Source organism: Pseudomonas sp. NPDC089734 (assembly GCF_044748865.1).
In the GTDB taxonomy this organism is placed as follows: domain Bacteria; phylum Pseudomonadota; class Gammaproteobacteria; order Pseudomonadales; family Pseudomonadaceae; genus Aquipseudomonas.
In genome coordinates this window covers 40,103-62,160 of sequence record NZ_JBIVGV010000004.1, presented here as the reverse complement: position 1 = coordinate 62,160, position 22,058 = coordinate 40,103, and the positions used below count along the sequence as shown (strand labels likewise).

Here is a 22,058-nt window from a genome sequence, read left to right as displayed (position 1 = left end):
GGGTATCGAGAGAATCAGGCGTCTTTGGCCTTGAACTGTTCGTGCAGCTCAACCAGTGCCGGAGATGCCGGTGTGATGTGGTGGCGTTTTTCGAGTTCGATCAACCAGCCTGTGCGGTGCCAGTCCTGCACGATGCTGTCCAGGCGAGTCTGGGTGTCGGTTTCTCCCGAGCGGGTCCAGATCACTGAAGGCGCAGGGTTGAGTTCAGGCGTAATCGCGCGGTAGCCCTTCCACTCTTCGTTACTGGCCAGCAGTGGATTGACCAGCGTGGCGTCGTGTACGGCGGCAACGCAGTTGTTGCCGCGCAAGGCCAGCAAGGATTCCGCCGAGGTCTTGAATGCCTTGAGTTCAGCGCCGAACCCGGTCAGGGCCTTAATGTAACTGCTGCCCTGCGAGGTGCAGACCGGCTGACCCTTGAGATCTTCCCAACGGGTGATCGGGCTGTCCTTGAGTACGGCAGCCGTGCCGCCCACGCGGTAGAACGGTGTCGGCACGGAACCCAGAATCTGCCCGCGCTCGGGTGTCCATTCCATGTTGGCGATCAGCAGGTCCACCTTGCCCTGTTGCAGGAATTGCACGCGGTTGGCGGTCAAGACCGAAACCAGTTCGACCTCGACACCCAGACGACGCCCCAGATCTTCGGCCAGATCCACATTGACGCCCTTGGGCTTCTGAGTCGTGGGGTCAATGGAGCCGAACGGCCCACCGGAGAGCAATACACCCACCACCAGACGATGACGCTCCTGAATCCTGTCCAGTGTGGCGTCCGCCAGCGCAGCGCCGCTGACCGCCATACCTGCCAGTGCCCCCAACACAAGCGGAAGAAAACGTGAAACGGATGAGCGCCTGCTTTGCACGTGAGTCGGCATGAAAATTCCCCCTGGCTAATGATCGGCGTCCCCCGATCTGATGTCGGGACACTACGGTCCGTCGCCGGTTAACGGAAATTCAAATATCAAATATGGTTATAACTTTCCGTGCAGGACATGCCTTCACCCTGCAAGAGACTCAATATTTACGGGGTAAAAAAGGGCTCATCAAAAAAACCACACCGCCATACATAAAATTACGTAATGTATTAGCCTGAGCCTCTGATATGAATTCAACGAAAAACACCATGTCCGACACCCCGAATACGGCCACCACGCTCGACCTGGAACTGCTGCGTACCTTTGTCGCCGTGGTCGATCACCACAGCTTTGCCGAAGCCGGACTGCAACTCTCACGCACCCAGTCCTCGGTCACTCAGCACATGCAGCGCCTGGAGCAGCAGGTCGGGGTCAGCCTGTTTCAGAAACAGGGCCGTCAGAAGCAACTGACCGAGCCGGGCCGACAACTGCTGCGTCACGCACGGCAGATGCTGTCGCTCAATGACGACGCCCTGAACTCACTGCGCGAAAGCAGCCTGAGCGGCGTGCTGCGCATCGGCTCGCCCCATGACATCGCCGACACCATCCTGCCTCCGCTGCTGAGCCATATCGCTCGTTCGGCCCCGCGTCTGCGCCTTGAAATCGATGTGGGCCGCAGCCCGTTCCTGATGGAAGACCTGCATCGGGGCAAGGTGGACATGGTGATTTCCACCCGGGAAGACTCGACACTGGAAGGCTTTGCCCTGCGTACGTCACCGGTGTGGTGGATCTGTTCCGCGCAATACATCCATGTACCGGACGAACCCTTGCCGCTGATTCTGGTGGATGAACCGAGCATCTATCGTCGCTATGCCTTGCAAGCCCTGGAAGCCGCCAATATTCCGTGGCGACAGGCTTACCTGGCCTCCAACCTGATCGGCATCAAGGCCGCCACTCGCGCCGGTCTCGGCGTGACGCCGCGCAGCATGGAAATGCTCGGACCAGACATGCGCGTGCTGGGTGAAAAAGATGGCCTGCCACGTCTGCCGGACGTGACCTATCACCTGTGGATCAGGCCCAACACCGTGAATCCACTGGCTCGCAAGGCCTATGAACTGATCAGGAACAGTCAGGGGTTGTAGGGCCATTCGGTGCTTGTCGTACGCTATACAACCGGATACTGTATATAAAAACAGTATCCGGTATTTTTCATGCAGCTCATCGACAAGCTCAGCATTCTGGCGGACGCCGCCAAATACGATGCGTCATGCGCCAGCAGCGGCGCACCCAAGCGCAGCTCGCAAGGCAAGACGGGGCTGGGTTCGACCAACGGCATGGGCATCTGCCACAGTTTCACGCCCGATGGCCGCTGTGTCTCGCTGCTGAAAATCCTGCTGACCAACTTTTGCCTGTATGACTGCCAGTATTGCGTCAACCGTCGCTCCAGCGATGTGCCCCGCGCCCGCTTCAGCCCAGAAGAAGTCGTCACCCTGACTCTGGATTTCTATCGCCGTAACTGCGTCAGCGGGCTGTTCCTGAGTTCCGGCATCATCCGCTCGGCCGACTACACCATGGAGCAACTGGTGCAGGTGGCCCGGTTGCTGCGCGAAAAACACGAATTCCGCGGCTATATCCACCTCAAGACCATCCCCGACGCCGACCCGGCGCTGATCGAGCAGGCCGGGCGCTATGCCGATCGCCTGAGCGTGAATATCGAACTGCCGACCGACACCAGCCTGCAGACCCTGGCACCGGAAAAGAACGTCGTGTCCATCAAGCAGGCCATGAAGACCATCCATACCGGCGAACAGACCGTGCTCAACGAGCCTCGCGCCCCGCGTTTTGCGCCAGCCGGGCAAAGTACCCAGATGATTGTGGGTGCCGACGCCACCGATGACAGCACCATCCTGCACAGCGCCCAGTCGCTCTACAGTCACTTCAAGCTGCGACGGGTGTATTACTCGGCCTTCAGCCCGATCCCCAACAGCCCGGACAGCGTGCCACTGGCCGCGCCGCCCCTGTTGCGCGAGCATCGTCTGTATCAGGCTGACTTTCTGCTGCGCGGCTATGGTTTTACTGCCACCGAACTACTCAAGGGACCGGGGGATCTGGCGCTGGATATCGACCCCAAGCTGGCCTGGGCCTTGAACAACCGGGACGTGTTTCCGCTGGACCTGAACCGGGCCGAACCGGCCCTGATCGCCCGTATTCCCGGCATCGGCATACGCACCACTCAACGTCTGGTGGAATTGCGCAGACAACGGCGCATCCGCTACGAAGACCTGACCCGGCTGCGCTGCATTCTGGCCAAGGCCAGGCCCTTCATCATCACCAGCGATTACCGTCCCTCGCAAGCCGACAGCAGCAGCGAACACCTGCATCATCAGTTGCGTGATCGCCCGCAACCTCAGCAACTGGGGCTATGGGCATGATCTGTCTGGATTGCGACGACCTGTTCGACACCTGGCGCCAGCAGGCACGCTGGTTGTTGAGCCATGAAGTGGACCCCAGCCGAGTGAGCTGGAAGGCTGGCAGCGCGGCGGACCTGTTTTCCAGCGATGAGGAAATTCCTCAACAACCGGGCCCCTTCCAGGCGCGTGTTCCGCTGGAGTTGGTGAAACTGCTGCAACGTGCAGCCTGCTACCGGGGCGATCAGCGCTGGAGCCTGCTGTACGAAGTGCTCTGGCGAGTCAGCCACGGCGACCGCACCGCCATGCTGGCCGGTGACAGGCTGGGCAGCGAGTTGCATCGACGCCTCAAGACCATTGGCCGCGAGGCCCATCATTTACATGCATTCCTGCGCTTCGTGGCCCTGCCTGCCTCAGGTTCGGCACCGGAGCTGCTGCAGCCTGAATACGTGGCCTGGCATGAACCGGCCCATGACATTCTGCACAGCGCCAGCGAGCATTTCATCGGGCGTATGGGGCAGCATCGCTGGATGATCGCCACGCCCAAAGACGGTGTTTACTACGACGGCACGCAACTGATCCACGAGCGTCGCTGCCCTGAAGTCTGGCAAAAGATGGCGCGTCAGGTGGAGGATCCTCATGGCGATCTGTGGCTGGCCTATTACAGCCACATCTTCAACCCGGCACGCCTGAACCCCAAGGTCATGGAGGGGCATATGCCGGCCCGCTTCTGGAAGACCCTGCCCGAAGGTCCGCTGATTCCCGCCCTGATCACCCAGGCCCGCACCGGCAAGCAGAGAGACGGACAGGCCCGGGAGATCAGCCGGAGGCCGGGTAAAAGGATCGGGGCCGGTCCATCCAACACAACCCAGCGTCTGGGAGACCGCCTTCCCGAATAAATTCGGCCCCACAAAACACGCGCCCCCGTAGGAGCGAATTCATTCGCGAAAAGCCAGCCCACCCAACACAACCCAGCGCCTGGGAGACCGCCTTCCCGAATAAATTCGGTCCCACAAAACACGCGCCCACCCGTAGGAGCGAATTCATTCGCGAAAAACCAGCCCACCCGACACAACCCAACGCCTGAAAGGCCGCCTTCCCGAATAAATTCGGTCCCACAAAACACGCGCCCCCGTAGGAGCGAATTCATTCGCGAAAAACCAGTCCATCCAACACGACCCAGCGTCTGGGAGACCGCCTTCCCGAATAAATTCGGTCCCACAAAACACGCGCCCCCGTAGGAGCGAATTCATTCGCGAAAAGCCAGTCCACCCGACACAACCCAGCGCCTGAAAGACCGCCTTCCCGAATAAATTCGGTCCCACAAAACACGCGCCCCCGTAGGAGCGAATTCATTCGCGAAAAACCAGCCCACCCGACACAACCCAGCGCCTGAAAGACCGCCTTCCCGAATAAATTCGGTCCCACAAAACACACGCGCCCCCGTAGGAGCGAATTCATTCGCGAAAAACCAGCCCACCCAACACAACCCAGCGCCTGAAAGACCGCCTTCCCGAATAAATTCGGTCCTACAGCGAAACCTGGCCATCGATGCAGGTCACCGCTGCACCACCGATCCAGATGTCATCATCGACGCGCTGAACATACACCCGCCCCTTGCGGCCCATGGCCGTGCCCTGGCTCGCCACATAACTATCAGGAGCCAGGCCCTCGCTCAACAGCCAGCGGGCAATCCCGGCATTGAGGCTGCCGGTGACCGGGTCTTCAGGCATGCCCTCGCCGGGCACGAAGGCACGCACCTCGAACTGGGCCTCATCGCCGTCCACAGCCGGGTTCCAGGGCGCAAAGGCACCGATCGCCAGCCCAAGCAGTTGCGAGTAGTCCGGCTGCAAGGCCAGCACACTGGCCCGGTCCGCAAGCCGGATGGCCAGCCACCCTACGCCGTTGTCGACCCAGCGGGCATCCAGAATGGCTCCGGGCTCCAGCCCCATCCCAAGGCGCACACGCTCCAGCAGTTGCGCCTCGACAGGCTCGAAACGTCGAAACGGTGGGGCCGTGAATGCCAGCTGATTATCGCTCCGACGAATGCGCACCAGCCCGATACCGCACTCCTGAATGATTTCCTCGCCCTTGGGCATGCCGCCGCTTTCAAGCCAGGCATGGCACGTGCCCAACGTAGGGTGACCAGCAAACGGCAACTCCTTCGCGGTGGTGAAAATCCGCACCCGGTAGTCCGCACGCGGATCGACAGGCTTTAGCACAAAAGTGGTTTCGCTCAGGTTGGTCCAGCGCGCAAAGGCGGCCATGCGCGCGTCATCCACCTCATCGGCCCCCAGCACCACGGCCAACGGGTTGCCCATCAAAGGCTCACGGCTGAAAACATCCAGTTGCTTGAACGAAAACGCACTCATATCACGGACTACCTGTCGCGGGGCAAGGGCATGAAGGTTGCCACGCCGGGCCGATGAAGAACAACCAGCGTTATCGCAGGACTCAGAAAAGCCCCAGTTGCCCGCCGATCAGGGTGCTGAAATCATCGTCCACAAACGGCAGGATGGCGTCCGCCAAGGGTTGCAGTTGTCGGGTGACGTAGTGGTCGTAGTCGATAGGCGCAGTACGAATCTCCAGGGGTTCAGGCCCGGCAACACTGATCACATAGCTGATCCAGCCACCGCTCTGATACTGGAGCGGTCGCCCCTGGCGTTCGTTGTACTCATCGGCCATGCGCGCCGCCCGCACATGGGGCGGGACATTGCGCTGGTAGTCGTCCAGCTTGCGTCGCAGTCGCTTGCGATAGACCAGCAAGTCATCGAGTTCGCCCGCCAGGGTTCGTCGCACATAATCGCGCACGTAATCCTGATAAGGCTGGCGCTTGAAGATCCGCAGGTACAGCTCCTGCTGAAACTGCTGGGCCAGCGGCGACCAGTCGGTCCGTACGGTTTCAAGGCCTTTGTAGACCATTTCCTCGGAGCCGTCGGCCCGTGTCACCAGCCCGGCATAACGCTTCTTGCTGCCCTCTTCCGCCCCTCGTACGGTCGGCATCAGGAAGCGGCGAAAATGCGTTTCATACTGCAGTTCCAGCGCACTGTGCAGACCATATTCGCTGAGCAAATGTTCACGCCACCACCGGTTGACGTACGCGACCAGTTCCCGACCTATGTCCGCCGCTTCCTGCTGGCCATGAGGGCGGCCCAGCCAGACGAAGGTCGAGTCAGTATCACCGTAGATCACCGTATGTCCCCTGGCCTGAATCAGCTCACGGGTCTTGAGCATGATTTCATGGCCTCGCAGGGTGATCGACGACGCCAGACGCGGATCGAAGAAACGGCAACCGCTGGAACCCAATACGCCATAGAAGGCGTTCATGATGATCTTCAGCGCCTGGGACAATGGCGCATTGTGCTCGCGCTTGGCGACTTCACGGCCCTGCCAGACCCGCTCTACGATGGCTGGCAGGCTGTGTCGTGTGCGGGAAAAACGCGCCCCACGAAAGCCCGGCACGGAATGCTCGTCATCCGGCTGGCGCATGCCTTCGATGAGCCCCACGGGATCGATCAGGAAGGAACGGATGATCGACGGGTACAGGCTCTTGTAATCCAGCACCAGCACGGACTCATAGAGACCGGGTTGCGAATCCATGACGAAACCGCCGGGGCTGGCTTCCGGCATGCGCTCCCCGAGGTTGGGGGCGACAAAGCCCTGCCGGTGCATCAACGGGATGTACAAATGACAGAACGCGGCGACCGACCCACCGCTGCGATCCGCAGGCAATCCGGTGACCGTGGCACGCTCCAGCAGAAAGGTGAGCAACTCGGTCTTGGCAAAGATCCGGGTCACCAGTTCACAGTCCTTGATGTTGTAACGGGCCAGTGCCGGCTTGTCCTCGGCGAACATCCGGTTGATTTCATCCATGCGCTGATACGGCGTATCGATGGCCTTGCCTTCTCCCAGCAAGGTCTGCGCAACGTTTTCAAGGCTGAACGACGGAAAGTTCCAGGTGGCGGAACGCAGCGCCTCGATGCCATCGATCACCAGACGACCGCTGATATCGGCGAAGTAATGATTGTTGCGGCTGCCATGCTCCCGCCAGCCCATGGGCTCGCCGCCACGCCCCAGCATCAAGGGAACCTGAAGGCGCCGGGCATGCTCATGCAAGACGCGCAGGTCGAACTGCACCACATTCCAGCCGATGATGGCATCCGGGTCGTGCAGGGCAAGCCACTGGTTCAGCCGCTCCAGCAACTGCGCACGGGTGTCGCAATAGTCGAGCTGAAAATCCAGCGCTTCATTGCCGCCGTTGGCAGGCCCCAGCATGTAAACCTGATGCTGCCCACAGCCTTCCAGCGCAATGGAATACAGCTCACCCCTGGATGTGGTTTCGATATCCAGCGACACCAGCTTCAATTGCGGCCGATAATCCGGGTCGGGCTTGATGAATGCCTCGCACAGCACGCCCTCGGCATTGGGCGTGCCGCCGAACAATACCGGCGCAGTGATGAAACGCTCCATCAGGTAGCGCTCGGGAGGCCGGATATCGGCCTCATAAACGTCCACATTGCCCTTGCGCAGCAGTTTCTCGATGCTCATCAACTGGCGATGCTGCTGGCAATAGACACCCAGCACCGGGCGATGCCGGAAATCACAGAGCCCCAGTGGACGCAGCTCCACGCCACGCTCGCCTCGCAGCAACGCCTGGGCACGCTCACGCTGCTCGGCAGGCACGAAGGCGACCGAAGGCTGAAGAGGCAGACGGATATGTCGAGGACCGTCATCGGTGGCCAGCCAGAAATCGACTTCAGTCCCGGCAGGCGTATCACGCCAGTGTCGACTCAGGATAAAGCCCTGCTGTAAATCCAACGCGATGACCTCGGGAAAATGTTTCAGGAGGCCATTCTACCCTTCATGCGTGGTTTTACAGGCATGACAGACGCAGAATGACCATGAGGATCAGGAAAATATTTCCCACCCGACTGTCCGTTTTCCGTTTATGTGCGTCAGGGCTAAGGAAACCTTCCATTTACACCAAGGACCTTTCATGTCACGCCCTGCCAGCTCGTTGCACCCATTGGCACTTGCCATCCTCATGGTGTGTGCCGCCGTACCGCTGCAAGCCGCCGAGTCATCCCTGCCCCATGCACAGAACAGCGCTGTACACGGTTTCTCGGTCCCGTCCGGGGATTTGAGCCAGGCGCTCAATGCCCTTGCGGAGCAGGCGGGTCTGGTGCTGGCGTTCGATCCGGCCCTGACACGGGGCAAACGCAGTCAGGGTGTGCAAGGCCCGTTCACGACCCATGAGGCCCTGACACGGGTGCTGGGCGGCACGGGCTTGCAGGCCCTGTCGATCTCGGTCAATCGCTATCGCATTGAACCGGCACCCGCCTCAGTCGACGGAGCCATGGAGCTTCAGGCCACCAGCATCACGGGCAGCGCTCAATCTGAAAGCGCCAGCGGCCCGGTAGCCGGGTATGTCGCGACACGTGGCAGAACGGGCACCAAGACCGACACCGCCTTGATCGAAACGCCGCAGTCGATTTCGGTGGTCACCAAGGATCAGATGAAGGCTCAAGGGGCTTCGAGCCTCAACCAGATCCTGCGCTACAGCGCCGCGGTGGTGCCGGAGACCCGTGGTTCTACGGCGTCGCGACTGGACCAGATGAGCATTCGCGGCTTTTCTCCGGCGACCTATCTGGACGGCCTGCGCATGCCGAACAACCGTGATGCCTCCCCGCAAAAGGATGCTTTCGACCTGGAACGGGTCGAAGTGCTGCGCGGCCCGTCGTCGGTACTGTATGGCCAGGCCAGCCCCAGCGGCGTGGTGAACATGGTCAGCAAATTGCCGACCGAAACGCCGTTTCATGAGATCGGTCTTACATACGGCAACTTCAACAAGAAACGCACCACCTTTGATTTCGGCGGCCCGATCGACGATCAGGGCATTTACTCGTACCGCCTTTCCGGGCTGTACGACGATGCCGACGGTCAGGTCGAGCACACAGAAACCCGTCGCCAGTCCATCGCCACGGCATTCACCTGGCGTCCGAATGAGGACACGTCCCTGACCCTGCTGGCGAACTATCAGAGCGATCCCAAGGGCGCCTCCTACGGTTCGATGCCCGCCTACGGTTCGTTGCTGGACAGCCCGACCGGTCGCCATATCGATGTCGATTTCTACGATGGCGAGAAGGATTTCGAGAAGAGTGATCGTGAATATCACTCCATCGGCTATCTGTTCGAGCATCACCTGAACGATGTCTGGACTGTTCGCCAGAACGCCCGCTACATGCGTAGCGAAGGTTTGTACCGCAGCATCTACAACGGCACCGATGCCCTGCAACCTGACTACCGCACCATGGGCCGCTACACCATTGCCAGCGATGTCAATCTGGACGCCTACACCCTCGATAATCAGGTGCAGGCCAAGTTTGATACCGGCCCTCTGCAACACACCCTTCTGTTCGGCGCCGATTATCAGAACACCAGCACCGACACCAAGTCCGGCGGTGGCAACGGCCCCTCACTGGACCTGTTCGATCCGGTGTACGGCAGTGCCGTTCCGGCAGTCGTTTACAGCACCGACGCCACCGCCCGCAGCCAGCAGAAAGGTCTGTACCTGCAAGAGCAGTTGAAGTGGGACCAGTGGGCGCTGTTGCTCGGTGGACGTTACGACTGGGCGGACAGCACCAACAGCTCCAGAAGGATCGCCACGGGCGTGAAAACCAAAAGCTCGGTGGAAAGCGAGGCCTTCACAGGTCGTCTCGGCCTGGTCTATCTGTTCGATAACGGGCTGGCACCGTACATCAGCTACTCCGAATCCTTCGAGCCGCAATCAGGCACCGGCTTCGGTGGCTCGCCCTTCGACCCGACCGAGGGCAAGCAATACGAGTTGGGCATCAAGTACCAGCCACCGGGAAGCAACAGTTTCATCAGTGCCGCCATCTTCGATCTGCGCCGCACCAATGTCCTGACCACCGACCCTGTCGCGACCAATATCTGTAACGGCGCTCGCTGCCAGGTCCAGACAGGCGAAGTGCAGTCCCGTGGCTTTGAACTCGAAGGCAAGGCCAGCCTGAACGACAACCTGGACATCACCGCGGCCTACGCCTACCTGGATAACCGGGTCAGCAAGTCCAACAGCACCGTCAGGGTCCAGCCCGGCATCGTCGGCCAGGCCAACGGCCCGGACCAACCGGCTGAAGGCACTACACCGCCAGCCATTCCTCGTCACACGGCATCGGCCTGGGTCGATTACACCTTCCGGGAAGGCCGGATGAAAGGCTTTGGCGTGGGTGGCGGTGCGCGTTATGTCGGCTCGACCTGGGGCGATGAAGTCAACTCGCTGAAAGTGCCGGGCTACACGCTGTTCGACGCCGCAGCCCACTATGACATCCCGAACATCAATAGCCCGATGGACAATCTGCGTCTGGCCCTCAACATCTCCAACCTGGCCAACAAGGAATATGTTGCGTCCTGTTATTACTATTCGTGGTGCTGGTACGGGGCGCAACGCACCGTGCAGGCCAGCGCAACCTATCGCTGGTAACACCGTCAGGCGGGGCCTTGCGGCCCCTCCGCTTTCTCGACACGGCAGCCCCCCGCCAGGGGACTACAATCATGCAGGTCCACCATCCCCGGAGAGCCTCATGAAAACCGTTGCCGAACTGCTGAAGCTGAAATCCGAACACCATCAACAGGTGCATACCATCGGCCCGGACCAGATGGTGCTCGACGCACTCAAGCTGATGGCCGACAAGAATATCGGGGCATTGCCGGTGCTGGCCGGAGGCGTGGTCGTGGGGATAATCAGCGAACGGGATTATGCGCGCAAGATGATCCTCAAGGGACGCTCCTCTGTGGGTACGCCAGTGAGCGCCATCATGAGCACCAAGGTCATCACCGTCGACTCACAGCAGACCGTGGAAGCCTGCATGGGCATCATGACCCACAGTCACCTTCGTCATTTGCCGGTCGTGGAACACGGCCAACTGTTGGGCCTTCTGTCCATTGGCGATCTGGTGAAAGAGGCCATAGGTGAACAGGCCAACCTCATTCAACAGCTGGAACAGTACATTCGCGGCGAATGAATCTGAAAAAAAGGGGCTGACATAAAGCCAGCCCCGTGTTCATTTCCTCAATCGTCCAGTGCCTTGCCTTGGGTGCCGGGCTTGCCTGCCTTGGTGCCTTTCTCGGCAGGTGCTGGTTTGGCCTCCGGTTCAGGTGGCGGAACAGCGGCTTCCCGCTCACGCATCGGCATCTGATCGATGGTGGCAAAGATTTCCTTGGGATCGATGGCCCCGGCCTTTTCTATTTTCTTCTCGCCGTCCTTGCCCACCAGAATGACCTTGGTCTGCACACCGGCCCCAAGCTTGAGGTCCCGGATCAGGGCCATGGTCGACTGGGCATCCATGGTTTTGCCATTGCGCTCACCGATGGTATTGACCACGGTAAACAGCACCATGTTGCGTTGAGCGAACGCCTCACGATTGGCGGGGTCTTCAAGAGCCTTTTTCAGACTGGTCAGGGTCGGATCGACCGAACTGGGCGCGATGATGATCAACGGACGTGTCTTGCCGCGTTCCTGTGCCAGCGGAGAATCGCTGTCGGCCGCGAACGACGGGCCGGCAGCGACAAGCAAGGTGGCGAGGGTCAGGGACCGGATAAGCATGGTGGGCTCCTTTCAAATCCATGGGGGGAAGCATTACGCGTAGAGACTCGTAATTCCCGCCTTTGTTCTACCGCATCTGTCTCATCACGGTATAGCCCAGGATTCGCTCTCCCCCACAACATGACCTTATGCACCGTCCTGAACTGGCGTGCAGCCATCATCCTTCAAGGCTTTGACGATCCCCTGCACAATCGTTTCAATTTCTGTCCGGTCGATCACCAGTGGCGGCAAGAGCCGGATGGTCCTGCCCCTCGTCACATTGATCAGCACACCATGATCACGGGCGACCAGCCCTGTCAGATCCGGGATCGTCCTCTTCAATTCGATTCCGATCATCAACCCCAGGCCACGTATTGCAACCACGTCGGGATGACCGGCCAGTGCCTCGCGCAATTGCTCGAGCAAGTATTGCCCTTGTTCCCGTGCGTTCTGCACCAGTCCTTGCCGCTCGATGATATCCACCACCGTACAGGCGGCACGGCAAGCCAGCGGATTGCCTCCAAACGTGCTGCCATGACTGCCGGGCGTGAACAGCCGGGCGGCCTTGCCCCGTGCCAGACAGGCACCGATGGGCACTCCATTGCCCAGGCCTTTGGCCAGGGTCATGACGTCCGGCACGATGCCTTCATGTTCAAAGGCAAACCATTGTCCGGTACGGCCCATGCCTGTCTGGATTTCATCCAGCATCAGCAGCCAGTCGCGCCGGCTGCAACGCTCACGCAAGGCCTTCAGATAACCCGCCGGAGCGACCTGCACACCCGCCTCGCCCTGCACGGGCTCGACCAGTACCGCAGCAATGCGATCACCATGAGTTTCACTGGCTGCATTGAACGCTGCCATGTCTCCGAACGGCACCTTGATGAAATTCCCCGGCAATGAACTGAAACCCAGCCGGACAGCCGGACCGTCGCTGGCAGACAACGTTCCCAGGGTGCGTCCGTGAAAAGCGTTCTCCATGACGACCACCAAAGGCTGATCGATGCCTTTGTGCCAGCCATGCAAACGGGCGAGCTTGAGCGCGGTTTCATTGGCCTCGGCTCCGGAATTGTTGAAAAACGCACGCTCCAGGCCGGACAGCTGCGTCAACTTATGCGCCAATCGTTGCTGCCAATCAATGCTGTACAGATTGGAGGTGTGTAACAGTAGTCCTGCCTGCTCACTGATGGCTGCGACCAGTAAAGGATGGGAATGACCGACATTGGTCACGGCAACACCCGCCACGGCATCCAGGTACTCACGACCGGCACGGTCCCACAGACGCGTGCCCAGGCCACGGACGAAGTCGAGGTCCAGAGGTTTGTAGGTGGTCATCAGGCAGGCGTCGGTCATGTGCAAAACTCCAGGGTGGGCAGTGAGTTTTTGCAGTATCGTTAGCCACCATGACTGGATAAATACTGAAATACTTAAATCATTTTGAACTTGGACTTGATAATGGATTTATTCCAAGCAATGTCGGTGTACGTAAAGGTTGTGGAAGCCGGCAGCATGACAGGCGCAGCCCAGGCCTGTTCGATTTCGACCACCATGGTGGGCAATCACCTCAGGGCACTGGAACAGCGCCTGGGTGTGAGCCTGCTCAAACGCACGACCCGACGCCAGCGACTGACAGAATTCGGCACGGCTTACTACGAACGCTGCCTGGAGGTTCTGGGGCTGGTCGCCGCGTCCGAACAACTGGCCGAGCAGGCCCAGGGCGACCCCACCGGAACATTGCGCATCACCGCTCCGCTGACGTTCGGCTCGGAAATCCTGGCTCCGGCCCTGTGCGAGTTTTCTTTGCGATACCCCAAGGTCAAACTGGATCTGGTGTTGACCAACCAGCGTCTGGACCTGATCGATAACGGCTTCGATGCCGCCATTCGCATGGGCAGCGTCCCGGATAACTCCCGTCTGATTGCGAGACCCTTGCAGGACTACACCCTGACGATCTGCGCCTCGCCGGACTATCTGGCCCGTCGCGGCATGCCGATCCGCCCCGAAGACCTGCAATTGCATGATTGCCTGGCGTTCGCCTACCCCGCCGGAGACGACTGGAGCGGCGTGAAAAAGCACTGGCGCCTGACAGGTCCGGAAGGTGAAGTCTCGGTCGAGGTCAATGGCCCCATGGTGATGAACAGCTCCGCCGGCCTGTACAAAACGGCAAAGGTCGGTGGCGGAATCGTCATGCTCCCCGACGCCCTCGTACAGCAGGACCTGCGGGAAGGTCGGCTGGTTGCCCTGCTGCCCGACTATCACCTGCCCAGCAGGCCCATGAACCTGGTCTACTCACAGGACCGTTACCGGTTGCCCAAACTGCGCAGTTTTGTCGACTTCACGATGGACCAGTGGGGCAAACCGGTTCAGCCAGCGGATGAAAGTCCTCAACTGTCGGAGCCCCTGCCGCAGCTTTACGTGCTGTAAGGCTGCGACCGCCTTTCAGGTGCTGTCGTGACGATCAGGGGGTTTGCGTCACGGCATCGGCAGCAGGCAAGACGAAACCACTGGCAAACGTCGGTTTGACATCCAGCGGGCTGGCGATCAGGCCATGCGCCTGATAGAAATCGGCGGTGTCCTGTTGTTCGGCGATGGTTCTGGCGTCCACGGCCTGCCAGCGCAACTGCCGACGCTCGAACTGCAGACGAGCGGCCTCCTGGGGAAAGCCGATGATCTGCGCCAGTGTCCGGGAATAACTGTCGAGGTTCTGATAGGCCCAAACCTGCGCCCTGGCCAGTCGTGCCAGATAATCCTGCAACGCCTCACGGCGGGCCGGATCAGCCAGAGCCTTGTCGGTCGCCGCCAGAAAACTATTGCCGCTGGACAAGCCACGCCCATTGACCAGCACCCTGCCCTGACCACTGAGTTCGGCCAGCGCGGTGTAAGGCTCCCAGGTTGCCCAGGCATCTACAGAACCATTGGCCAGAGCCACCTTGGCATCCACCGGCCCGAGGAAACGGAACGCCACATCCTTTTCGCTCAAACCGGCACTGGCCAGCGCCTTGAGCGCAATGTAATGACCGATGGAACCGCGCCCGGTGGCAATACGCTTGCCTTTGAGATCGGCCGCCGTTTGCAGGGGCGATTTGGGATCGACCAGCACCGCCGTGCCGTAGGCGTCGGACTTGTCCACGGCAATCGCCTTGACCTGCGCCCCGGAAGCCAGCGCAAACAGCAGCGGTGCATCGCCAATGATGCCGGCATCCACTGCACCGGCATTCAAGGCCTCGGCCAAAGGAGCGGCAGCCGGAAACTCCGCCCAGCGAATGTCATAAGGCAGATCGCGCAGGGCATCGGCAGCTTCCAGCTGGGCACGCATGTTGCCCTTCTGGTCACCGATACGCAGCTCGAGACGTTGTTCGGCCAGACTCTGGCCAGCCAGTAACAGGGCGGCGCCAAGCGCCAGGATTCTTGCAAAGGGAGGCATCGCGGACATACTCCTGGCTGAACGGCAGCCTTCGGGTTCAGGGCTATCCGTTCCGCCGGTGCGGTCGCGAATGTTTCGGGAAGGGACTTTACCGACAAGCCAGTCATCAGTGAAATGCATTTTTGTCATATCCTAATATGCATCCTATAAAGCCATGCCCATCAACCAGCCTTCACAACGTGCCTTGCCATGCCCGCTCATCCCGGAGGCGTTGCAAAAGATGGCATCGCAGGATTGACTCCTTGCAAAGGCCGTCCTAGACGCCTCAGGTCCTGTTTGGTTAGGATTGTCGGTTTTCCCTGAACGGAGTGACGCATGTCCATCCAGCAAACACCCGGGCCTGTATTGCCTGCGCGTGCCGCCGCCAAAATGGAAGCCGCCATGGCCGTGGGAAGCTTCGCCATCGGTACGGGCGAATTCGCCATCATGGGCCTGATGCCTGACATCGCCAGTAACCTGAACCTGAGCGAGCCTCAAGTGGGTCATGCCATCAGCGCCTACGCACTGGGGGTCATGGTCGGCGCGCCGCTGCTGGCCATCCTTGGTGCCAGGCTGCTGCGCAAACACATGTTGCTGTTGCTGATGGCGCTGTATGCGCTGGGTAATCTGGCCACGGCCTTTACACCGACATTCGGCTCTCTGGTAGCGTTTCGCTTTATCAGCGGCCTGCCACACGGGGCCTACTTTGGTATCGCAGCGGTCGTGGCCTCGAGCATGGTTCCGGGCAACCAGCGGGCCGGTGCCGTGGCACGGGTAATGATGGGACTGACCCTGGCGATGTTGCTCGGCAACCCTATCGCCACTTTCCTGGGGCAGTTCATGGGCTGGCGCTCGGCGTTCGCTCTGGTCGGGTTGATTGCCCTCTGCACCATCGCTCTGGTCTGGCGCTTCGTGCCTGACCGTCACGACGAGCCTCGCAGCGACCCACGCAAGGAATTGCGTGCCTTTACCCTGCCGCAGGTCTGGATGGCCCTGGCAATCGGAGCCATCGGTTTTGCGGGCATGTTCTGTGTGTTCAGCTATCTGGCTCCGACCATGCTTGAAGTGACCCGCGTCACGCCACAGTGGATCCCCTTTGGTCTGGCGGCATTCGGAGTGGGCGGCATCATCGGCAACATCGTCGGTGGCAAGCTGTTCGACCGGATGCAGTTCCGCGCCGTGGGCCTGCTGCTGGTATGGTCGATGGCCGTGCTGTTGTTTTTCCCTCTGGCCGCAGGCTCGCCATGGGGTGTATTGCTGGGTATCGGTCTGGTCGGCACGATGGTGGCACTGGCTGCCCCCTTGCAGATCCGCCTCATGGACATCGCCCATGAAGCACCGAGTCTGGCAGCGGCCTCCAACCACGCGGCGTTCAATCTGGCCAATGCCCTCGGCCCCTGGTTTGGCGGAATGGCCATTACCGCCGGGCTGGGCTGGACCAGCACCGGGTACATTGGCGCAGCCACGGCACTGGCAGGACTGGGGGTTTATCTGATAGCCCGTCGCATGAAAGGCGGAGATTGAGGCAACGACGTCTGCCCGGCCACGCAAGGTGCGTTGGGCAGACGCTGACGAATGTCACTGCCACAACCTTACTGCTCGTCACGCTTGATATTCAGATGAGCCATGCGGTACAGCAATGTACGGCGCGCCACACCCAGTCTGCGTGCAGCGAGGCTGCGGTTGCCACCACTCTTGCGCAGGCACTCGATCAATACACTGCGCTCGACCTGTTCCAGACGCTTTCGCAGATTGAACCCCGTTTCACGGGCGACAGGATTGTGTTCAAAGGAGAAGTGCTCAGGCAGCAATTCCCCACCGTCGCATAACAGGACAGCACGTTCGACAAGCCCCTTCAGCTCGCGAATATTGCCCGGAAAGTCGCGTTCTCTCAGCAAGGCAAGCGTGACTTCGGACCATTGCACCGGCGTACGCTGGAGAAAGTGGCAGTACCGATCGGCGAAGTGCACTGCCAGCGTCACGATGTCGTCTTCACGCTGATGCAATGAGGGTAACTCGATGGGAAACTGGGCCAGACGGTAATAAAGGTCTTCGCGAAACTGCCCCTGGGCAACCAGTGCCGGAAGATCACGGTGAGTGGCCGCAATGATCCGTACATCGACCTTGCGGGTTTCACTGGAACCCAGCGAGCGGATTTCCCCCTCCTGCAACACGCGCAGAAGCTTGGCCTGCAAGGACAACGGCATATCGCCAATCTCATCGAGCAATAACGTGCCTCCGTTGGCCGAATCGAACAGCCCCGGACGATCACGATCGGCTCCGGTAAAGGCGCCCTTGCGATAACCGAACAGTTCGCTTTCCAGAAGCCCCTCCGGAAAAGCAGCGCAGTTCTGCACGATAAAGGGTCTGGAGCGACGAGGGCCATGCTCATGAATGGCCCGCGACACCACCTCTTTGCCTGTGCCTGTCTCCCCGGTCAGCAGAACGGTACAAGGGCTGTTCAGGACCCGCACCATCAACCGGCAGACCTGGCGCATGGCGACACTCTGGCCAATCAGCCCATAGCGGCTCGGGCACTGTGCGCTATCGAGAGAGGAAACGGCAGGCAACCGAGGCCTTGGCAGACGCTGCAGCAATTGCAACTGTGACAACAGGAACGTCCCCAGCCCTTCAAGGGACTCGGAGAAACCGTCGAGTGACCTGTGAGTCTGGCTGACGCACAGCAGCAAGCCCGCCCCTCGCTGTTCCTGAGTGACCAGAGGCACGCACAAAAGCGATTTCCAGGCCTTTTCATGAGCGGGGAGAAAGTTGACGTCGTAGAAGGTGGAACCCAGCTCGTTCACGGTGATGACACGCTGTTGCTCAAGACAGAACTGCAACAGCGGCGCGTCATGCAAATCAAGGCCGGTGTCTGCCGGTATGTTTCGCCTGACAATGCCCTCAAGGCACTCGGCATTCAATGACAGGCGGGAACGGGGAGCGTCGTGCATATAAAGCTGAATCAGCTCGCAGCCACTCAGCTCCGTTGCCGCCAGTACAAAGTCATGGGCCAGCATCTCACTGCCACTCGAACCCGAGAGACGCTTGTATTGCGCACAGAGCCTCTGGGCATAGCCAAGAGGCTCGTCGATCAACGCGAATATGGAGTCCATCTCAAATGCCTCCATGGCATGTCGTCCGGCATGGCACGGGCCTCTTGCTGCCTGCCGCTTTTGCTTCCTTGCAGTTACCCAAGATCGACTCACTGTAAAAACGTAAAGACATGAACACGGTCATTGTTACCCACACTCTTATCGTCCAGCCTTACTTGGAAAAGGCCGTATATCCTGTAGATACCGATAGAGGGCAACGAATGAAAAGCGTCCGGATTGACGGGATTAACCCTAGCGGCGGCATGCATCTTTCACAAGCAAAAACAGTATGCCTCATGATCTTTAGGAAAATTCCCACACATATCTAAGCAATTGATAAATATCAAAAACACTTCTCAAAAACCAAACGCCATCATGTGCAACTTATTGCGCAGTTTTCTCCTTTAGAAAAGTGCGAAATACACGCTTCACACCTGAAGTCAGGCCGATAAAACACCGTGAGCAGAAAAATGCGCACAGGTGCAATTTCTTGCTCATCATTTCAATAAAAACCTTAGTTCTTACACCGCTAACCCGGTGCTGGCTAAATAAAAGGGCGCTGGCATCTTTTTTGATTGATCACCGGATTGGTACCCCATGGGCTACGAACTATTTCAAGGAAGCAATCAATGGCCACCCCCATCCAGCAGCCATCTTTCAACCTGCACCTTGACGGCGTCAGGCACGACTTTCAGGTCCTGGCCTTCACCGGCAAGGAAGCCATCAGCCAGCCCTTTCGCTTCGACCTTGAACTGGTCAGCGAACACGCCACGCCGGATCTGGACAGCCTGTTGCAGCGCCCGGCCTTTCTCCAGTTCAGCCCAGACGGCACCGGCATCCACGGCCTGATCGACCGCATCGCCCAGGGCGACACCAGCAGACGCCTGACCCACTACCAGTTGACCCTGCGGCCCCACCTGGCGCGCCTGGCCCACCGCACCAATCAACGCATCTTCCAGCATCGCCCGGTGCCCGAGATCATCGCCCTGATCCTGAAAGAGCACGGCCTGCCCACCGACGACGTTCAGTTTCACCTCGGCACTCCCTGCCCGCCACGGGACTATTGCGTGCAGTACGACGAATCGGACCTGCACTTCATCCAGCGCCTGTGCGAGGAAGAAGGCCTGCATTACCACTTCTGCCACAGCCCGACCGGGCATCGACTGGTATTTGGTGACGACCAGACCGTGTTTCCGAAACTGGCGGCCGTGACCTATCGGCAGGACGGCGACAGCCTTGACCATGAAGCGGTGATCACCCGCTTCAATGTGCGCCTGGAAACCCGTCCCACCCACACCGCACGCCGGGATTACCACTTCCAGAAACCGAATCGGGTCCTGGGCGGCGAAGCCGGCAGCGATACCCCGCTCCACCTGGAGGATTACGATTACCCCGGTCGCTTCACCGACCGCGAACGAGGTACGCAACTGGCCCGCCGGGCCCTGGAGCGTCATCGTCATGATTACCGACTCGCCCGGGGCCACAGCGACCAGGCCGGGCTGCGCAGTGGCCATTTCCTGCCTCTGGTCGATCATCCCCAGTCGACCTGGAACGACTTCTGGCTGCTGACCGAGGTCCATCATGAGGGGCGACAGCCCCAGGTGCTGGAAGAATCCGGGAATCCGGACCGGCAGGACAAGACGCTCCGCCAGGGCTATCGCAACCGGTTCCGGGCCATTCCCTGGGACACCTTCTTCCGCCCGCCCCTGCACCATCCAAAACCGCGCATTGCGGGCAGCCAGACCGCCGTGGTGACCGGGCCGCCGGGCCAGGAGATCCATTGCGATGCCCATGGCCGGGTCAAGGTGCAGTTTCACTGGGACCGCGAAGGCCAGCGGAACGACCAGAGCAGTGGCTGGCTGCGGGTGGCCTCCGGCTGGGCCGGGCAGCGCTACGGCAGTGTCAGCCTGCCCCGCGTCGGCATGGAAGTGCTGGTGACCTTTCTGGAAGGCGACCCCGACCAGCCGCTGGTCACTGGTTGCCTGCACCACGCCGAACACCTGCCGCCCTACGACCTCCCCGAGCACCGCACCCGCAGCGTCTTCAAGACCCTGAGCAGCCCCGGCGGCGCGGGCTACAACGAACTGCGCCTGGAGGACCGCAAGGGCCAGGAGCAGATTTTCATCCATGCCCAGCGCGACTGGGACCAGACCATCGGTCACGACCAGAAACTCCATGTCGGCCACGAGCGGCACGAACAGGTCATGGCCAACAGCTACACCCGGTTCAAGGCCGAAGAGCACTGCACCGTCGACGCCGACCGCAAGGTGGAAGTGCGGATGAACGATCACCTGACGGTCGGTCAGACCCAGCACGTCAGGCTCGGCAACGCTCAGCTCGTCGAGGCTGGCCGGGAGATTCATCTCAAGTCCGGCGACAAGCTGGTCATCGATGCCGGGATGGAACTCACCCTCAAGGTCGGCGGCAGTTTCATCCGGCTCGATCACAGTGGCGTGACATTCGGCGGGCCGCAGATCCGGGGCAGCACCACCGGTTGCTCAAGCATCGGCACTCCTGCAACGCCCCTGCTGCCGGGTCCGGTACAACCAGCCGATACGGACAGGCCGGGGCAATGGCTCACACCTTCACAGATTCTGGCGCTTACCGAGAAACGCGTCCCGCGTTGCGAGCAGTGCGAAAAGGAGATGGCTCAGGCAAACTCTACCGACCAGGAGGCATGACCTGCCCCCAATGACTGCGCAACCGCTACAAGGAACGCCATGATTCAGATCCGCCCCATGACCTGCGACGATTTCGAGGTTTTCTGGCCTACATTCCAGGCCGTAGTCGCCGCACGGGAGACCTATGCCTATGACCCTGCCCTGAGCAAGGAGCAGGCACGCGACCTGTGGATGGGCCTGCCTCTTCACACCCTGATTGCCGAAGAAGACGGCCAGTTGCTTGGCAGTTATTACCTGAAGGCCAACGCAGCAGGCCCTGGCAAGCATGTCAGCAATTGCGGCTACATGGTGACCGAAGCCGCCCGCGGACGAGGTGTTGCACGTCTGATGTGCGAACACTCCCAGCAACTGGCTCGCGAAAACGGCTTTCTGGCCATGCAGTTCAATTCGGTGGTGTCCACCAATGAAGCGGCGGTTGCGCTATGGGGCAAACTGGGGTTTGAAACCGTAGGACGCCTTCCACGTGCCTACCGCCATGGGCAGTTGGGGTTCGTGGACTGTCTGGTGATGTTCAAATGGCTGGCCGAGGAAAGCGCAGCCAGAGAGCCTGCGGCCCCAAAACTTATCGGCCGCAAGAATATCGAATCCGTGGTGTCGCGACCACGACGCAAGTGACCTGACAGGCTCCCGCTGTAGGGGAGCCTGATCACGGATTCGTCAGTCCTTGACCTGCGCCAGCGAAAATCGCCGTCCTTCGGTGTCCCTGACCTCGGCACCCACGATATAGGCCAGCGTCTTTCCGTCATGGTCAACCAGACGTTGAGGGGTCCCGAGGCTCAGGGTGCCGATCTCACCGCTCCAGTCTCGGCGCGGATCATGCTCCAGATAGGCGTAGACCTTGCGCTCGCGGATACGCCAGACAGGATAAGCCTTGCGAGTCGACACGACGTCATAGGTCAGGTTGGGATTGAACAGGAAAGCAGCAACCATGGCAGTCTCCATCTAAGTGAATGTGGCGACTGCTCATTGAAACCACCGGAGTGACGCAGGATAGACCAAAGCCAGACAGCAAGGCTGCCCGTCTGGC

Annotated in this window: 17 protein-coding genes; 9 read left to right on the top strand and 8 right to left on the bottom strand. The window is 60.1% G+C overall.

Going from position 1 to position 22,058, the window contains the following annotated elements; all coding sequences use genetic code 11:
- Positions 1-14: 14 nt before the first annotated feature.
- Positions 15-869 (bottom strand): transporter substrate-binding domain-containing protein, encoded by an 855-nt coding sequence (locus ACIPY9_RS06860; protein WP_400698487.1) that lies wholly within the window; start codon positions 867-869, stop codon positions 15-17.
- A 248-nt stretch (positions 870-1,117) separates the two neighbouring features.
- On the opposite strand from ACIPY9_RS06860, the gene ACIPY9_RS06855 reads away from it, so the two are divergent.
- From ACIPY9_RS06855 to ACIPY9_RS06845, 3 genes are all read left to right on the top strand, one after another.
- A complete protein-coding gene (locus ACIPY9_RS06855; protein ID WP_400698484.1) occupies positions 1,118-1,990 on the top strand; it encodes a LysR substrate-binding domain-containing protein in 873 nt (290 codons plus the stop codon).
- A 69-nt stretch (positions 1,991-2,059) separates the two neighbouring features.
- Positions 2,060-3,280 (top strand): putative DNA modification/repair radical SAM protein, encoded by a 1,221-nt coding sequence (locus ACIPY9_RS06850; protein WP_400698481.1) that lies wholly within the window; start codon positions 2,060-2,062, stop codon positions 3,278-3,280.
- A complete protein-coding gene (locus ACIPY9_RS06845; RefSeq protein ID WP_400698479.1) occupies positions 3,277-4,155 on the top strand; it encodes a TIGR03915 family putative DNA repair protein in 879 nt (292 codons plus the stop codon). The genes ACIPY9_RS06850 and ACIPY9_RS06845 overlap by 4 nt, the downstream gene beginning before the upstream one ends.
- Positions 4,156-4,785: 630 nt before the next feature.
- Here ACIPY9_RS06845 and ACIPY9_RS06840 read toward each other — a convergent pair.
- Positions 4,786-5,628: a PhzF family phenazine biosynthesis protein gene (locus ACIPY9_RS06840; RefSeq protein ID WP_400698476.1), complete on the bottom strand. Its 843-nt coding sequence runs from the start codon at positions 5,626-5,628 to the stop codon at positions 4,786-4,788.
- 82 nt (positions 5,629-5,710) lie between these two features.
- Positions 5,711-8,074 (bottom strand): DNA polymerase II, encoded by a 2,364-nt coding sequence (locus ACIPY9_RS06835; protein WP_400698473.1) that lies wholly within the window; start codon positions 8,072-8,074, stop codon positions 5,711-5,713.
- Positions 8,075-8,252: 178 nt separating this feature from the next.
- On the opposite strand from ACIPY9_RS06835, the gene ACIPY9_RS06830 reads away from it, so the two are divergent.
- A complete protein-coding gene (locus ACIPY9_RS06830) occupies positions 8,253-10,757 on the top strand; it encodes a TonB-dependent siderophore receptor (RefSeq protein ID WP_400698470.1) in 2,505 nt (834 codons plus the stop codon).
- Between the two features lie 100 nt (positions 10,758-10,857).
- Complete coding sequence (locus ACIPY9_RS06825; protein ID WP_400698467.1) at positions 10,858-11,298, top strand: CBS domain-containing protein; 441 nt, start codon at positions 10,858-10,860, stop codon at positions 11,296-11,298.
- Between the two features lie 47 nt (positions 11,299-11,345).
- Here the strand turns inward: ACIPY9_RS06825 and ACIPY9_RS06820 are convergent, their stop codons facing one another.
- A complete protein-coding gene (locus ACIPY9_RS06820) occupies positions 11,346-11,879 on the bottom strand; it encodes a DUF4174 domain-containing protein (protein WP_400698464.1) in 534 nt (177 codons plus the stop codon).
- Between the two features lie 126 nt (positions 11,880-12,005).
- Positions 12,006-13,208 (bottom strand): aspartate aminotransferase family protein, encoded by a 1,203-nt coding sequence (locus ACIPY9_RS06815; protein ID WP_400698461.1) that lies wholly within the window; start codon positions 13,206-13,208, stop codon positions 12,006-12,008.
- Between the two features lie 102 nt (positions 13,209-13,310).
- On the opposite strand from ACIPY9_RS06815, the gene ACIPY9_RS06810 reads away from it, so the two are divergent.
- Positions 13,311-14,279, top strand: a complete 969-nt coding sequence (locus ACIPY9_RS06810) for a LysR family transcriptional regulator (protein ID WP_400698458.1) — start codon at positions 13,311-13,313, stop codon at positions 14,277-14,279.
- Positions 14,280-14,313: 34 nt separating this feature from the next.
- On the opposite strand, the gene ACIPY9_RS06805 is transcribed toward ACIPY9_RS06810, so the two are convergent.
- Positions 14,314-15,279, bottom strand: coding sequence for an ABC transporter substrate-binding protein (locus tag ACIPY9_RS06805; protein ID WP_400698455.1), 966 nt, complete (start codon positions 15,277-15,279; stop codon positions 14,314-14,316).
- Positions 15,280-15,594: 315 nt separating this feature from the next.
- On the opposite strand from ACIPY9_RS06805, the gene ACIPY9_RS06800 reads away from it, so the two are divergent.
- Entirely contained in the window at positions 15,595-16,782 is a 1,188-nt protein-coding gene (locus tag ACIPY9_RS06800; RefSeq protein ID WP_400698453.1) for an MFS transporter, read from the top strand.
- Between the two features lie 68 nt (positions 16,783-16,850).
- Here ACIPY9_RS06800 and ACIPY9_RS06795 read toward each other — a convergent pair whose 3' ends face one another.
- Positions 16,851-18,362 (bottom strand): sigma-54 interaction domain-containing protein, encoded by a 1,512-nt coding sequence (locus ACIPY9_RS06795; RefSeq protein WP_400699080.1) that lies wholly within the window; start codon positions 18,360-18,362, stop codon positions 16,851-16,853.
- 617 nt (positions 18,363-18,979) lie between these two features.
- On the opposite strand from ACIPY9_RS06795, the gene tssI reads away from it, so the two are divergent.
- Positions 18,980-21,031, top strand: coding sequence for a type VI secretion system tip protein TssI/VgrG (tssI, locus tag ACIPY9_RS06790; protein WP_400698450.1), 2,052 nt, complete (start codon positions 18,980-18,982; stop codon positions 21,029-21,031).
- A gap of 39 nt (positions 21,032-21,070) precedes the next feature.
- On the top strand, positions 21,071-21,646 hold the full coding sequence (locus ACIPY9_RS06785; RefSeq protein ID WP_400698448.1) for a GNAT family N-acetyltransferase: 576 nt from the start codon (positions 21,071-21,073) through the stop codon (positions 21,644-21,646).
- A gap of 42 nt (positions 21,647-21,688) precedes the next feature.
- Here ACIPY9_RS06785 and ACIPY9_RS06780 read toward each other — a convergent pair whose 3' ends face one another.
- Complete coding sequence (locus ACIPY9_RS06780; RefSeq protein ID WP_400698446.1) at positions 21,689-21,961, bottom strand: hypothetical protein; 273 nt, start codon at positions 21,959-21,961, stop codon at positions 21,689-21,691.
- Positions 21,962-22,058 lie beyond the last annotated feature (97 nt).

Coding starts and splice junctions, on each gene's coding strand:
- ACIPY9_RS06860 (WP_400698487.1), bottom strand. CDS start 869: ATGCCGACTCACGTGCAAAGCAGGCGCTCATCCGTTTCACGTTTTCTT.
- ACIPY9_RS06855 (WP_400698484.1), top strand. CDS start 1,118: ATGTCCGACACCCCGAATACGGCCACCACGCTCGACCTGGAACTGCTG.
- ACIPY9_RS06850 (WP_400698481.1), top strand. CDS start 2,060: ATGCAGCTCATCGACAAGCTCAGCATTCTGGCGGACGCCGCCAAATAC.
- ACIPY9_RS06845 (WP_400698479.1), top strand. CDS start 3,277: ATGATCTGTCTGGATTGCGACGACCTGTTCGACACCTGGCGCCAGCAG.
- ACIPY9_RS06840 (WP_400698476.1), bottom strand. CDS start 5,628: ATGAGTGCGTTTTCGTTCAAGCAACTGGATGTTTTCAGCCGTGAGCCT.
- ACIPY9_RS06830 (WP_400698470.1), top strand. CDS start 8,253: ATGTCACGCCCTGCCAGCTCGTTGCACCCATTGGCACTTGCCATCCTC.
- ACIPY9_RS06825 (WP_400698467.1), top strand. CDS start 10,858: ATGAAAACCGTTGCCGAACTGCTGAAGCTGAAATCCGAACACCATCAA.
- ACIPY9_RS06820 (WP_400698464.1), bottom strand. CDS start 11,879: ATGCTTATCCGGTCCCTGACCCTCGCCACCTTGCTTGTCGCTGCCGGC.
- ACIPY9_RS06815 (WP_400698461.1), bottom strand. CDS start 13,208: ATGACCGACGCCTGCCTGATGACCACCTACAAACCTCTGGACCTCGAC.
- ACIPY9_RS06810 (WP_400698458.1), top strand. CDS start 13,311: ATGGATTTATTCCAAGCAATGTCGGTGTACGTAAAGGTTGTGGAAGCC.
- ACIPY9_RS06805 (WP_400698455.1), bottom strand. CDS start 15,279: ATGCCTCCCTTTGCAAGAATCCTGGCGCTTGGCGCCGCCCTGTTACTG.
- ACIPY9_RS06800 (WP_400698453.1), top strand. CDS start 15,595: ATGTCCATCCAGCAAACACCCGGGCCTGTATTGCCTGCGCGTGCCGCC.
- tssI (WP_400698450.1), top strand. CDS start 18,980: ATGGCCACCCCCATCCAGCAGCCATCTTTCAACCTGCACCTTGACGGC.
- ACIPY9_RS06785 (WP_400698448.1), top strand. CDS start 21,071: ATGATTCAGATCCGCCCCATGACCTGCGACGATTTCGAGGTTTTCTGG.
- ACIPY9_RS06780 (WP_400698446.1), bottom strand. CDS start 21,961: ATGGTTGCTGCTTTCCTGTTCAATCCCAACCTGACCTATGACGTCGTG.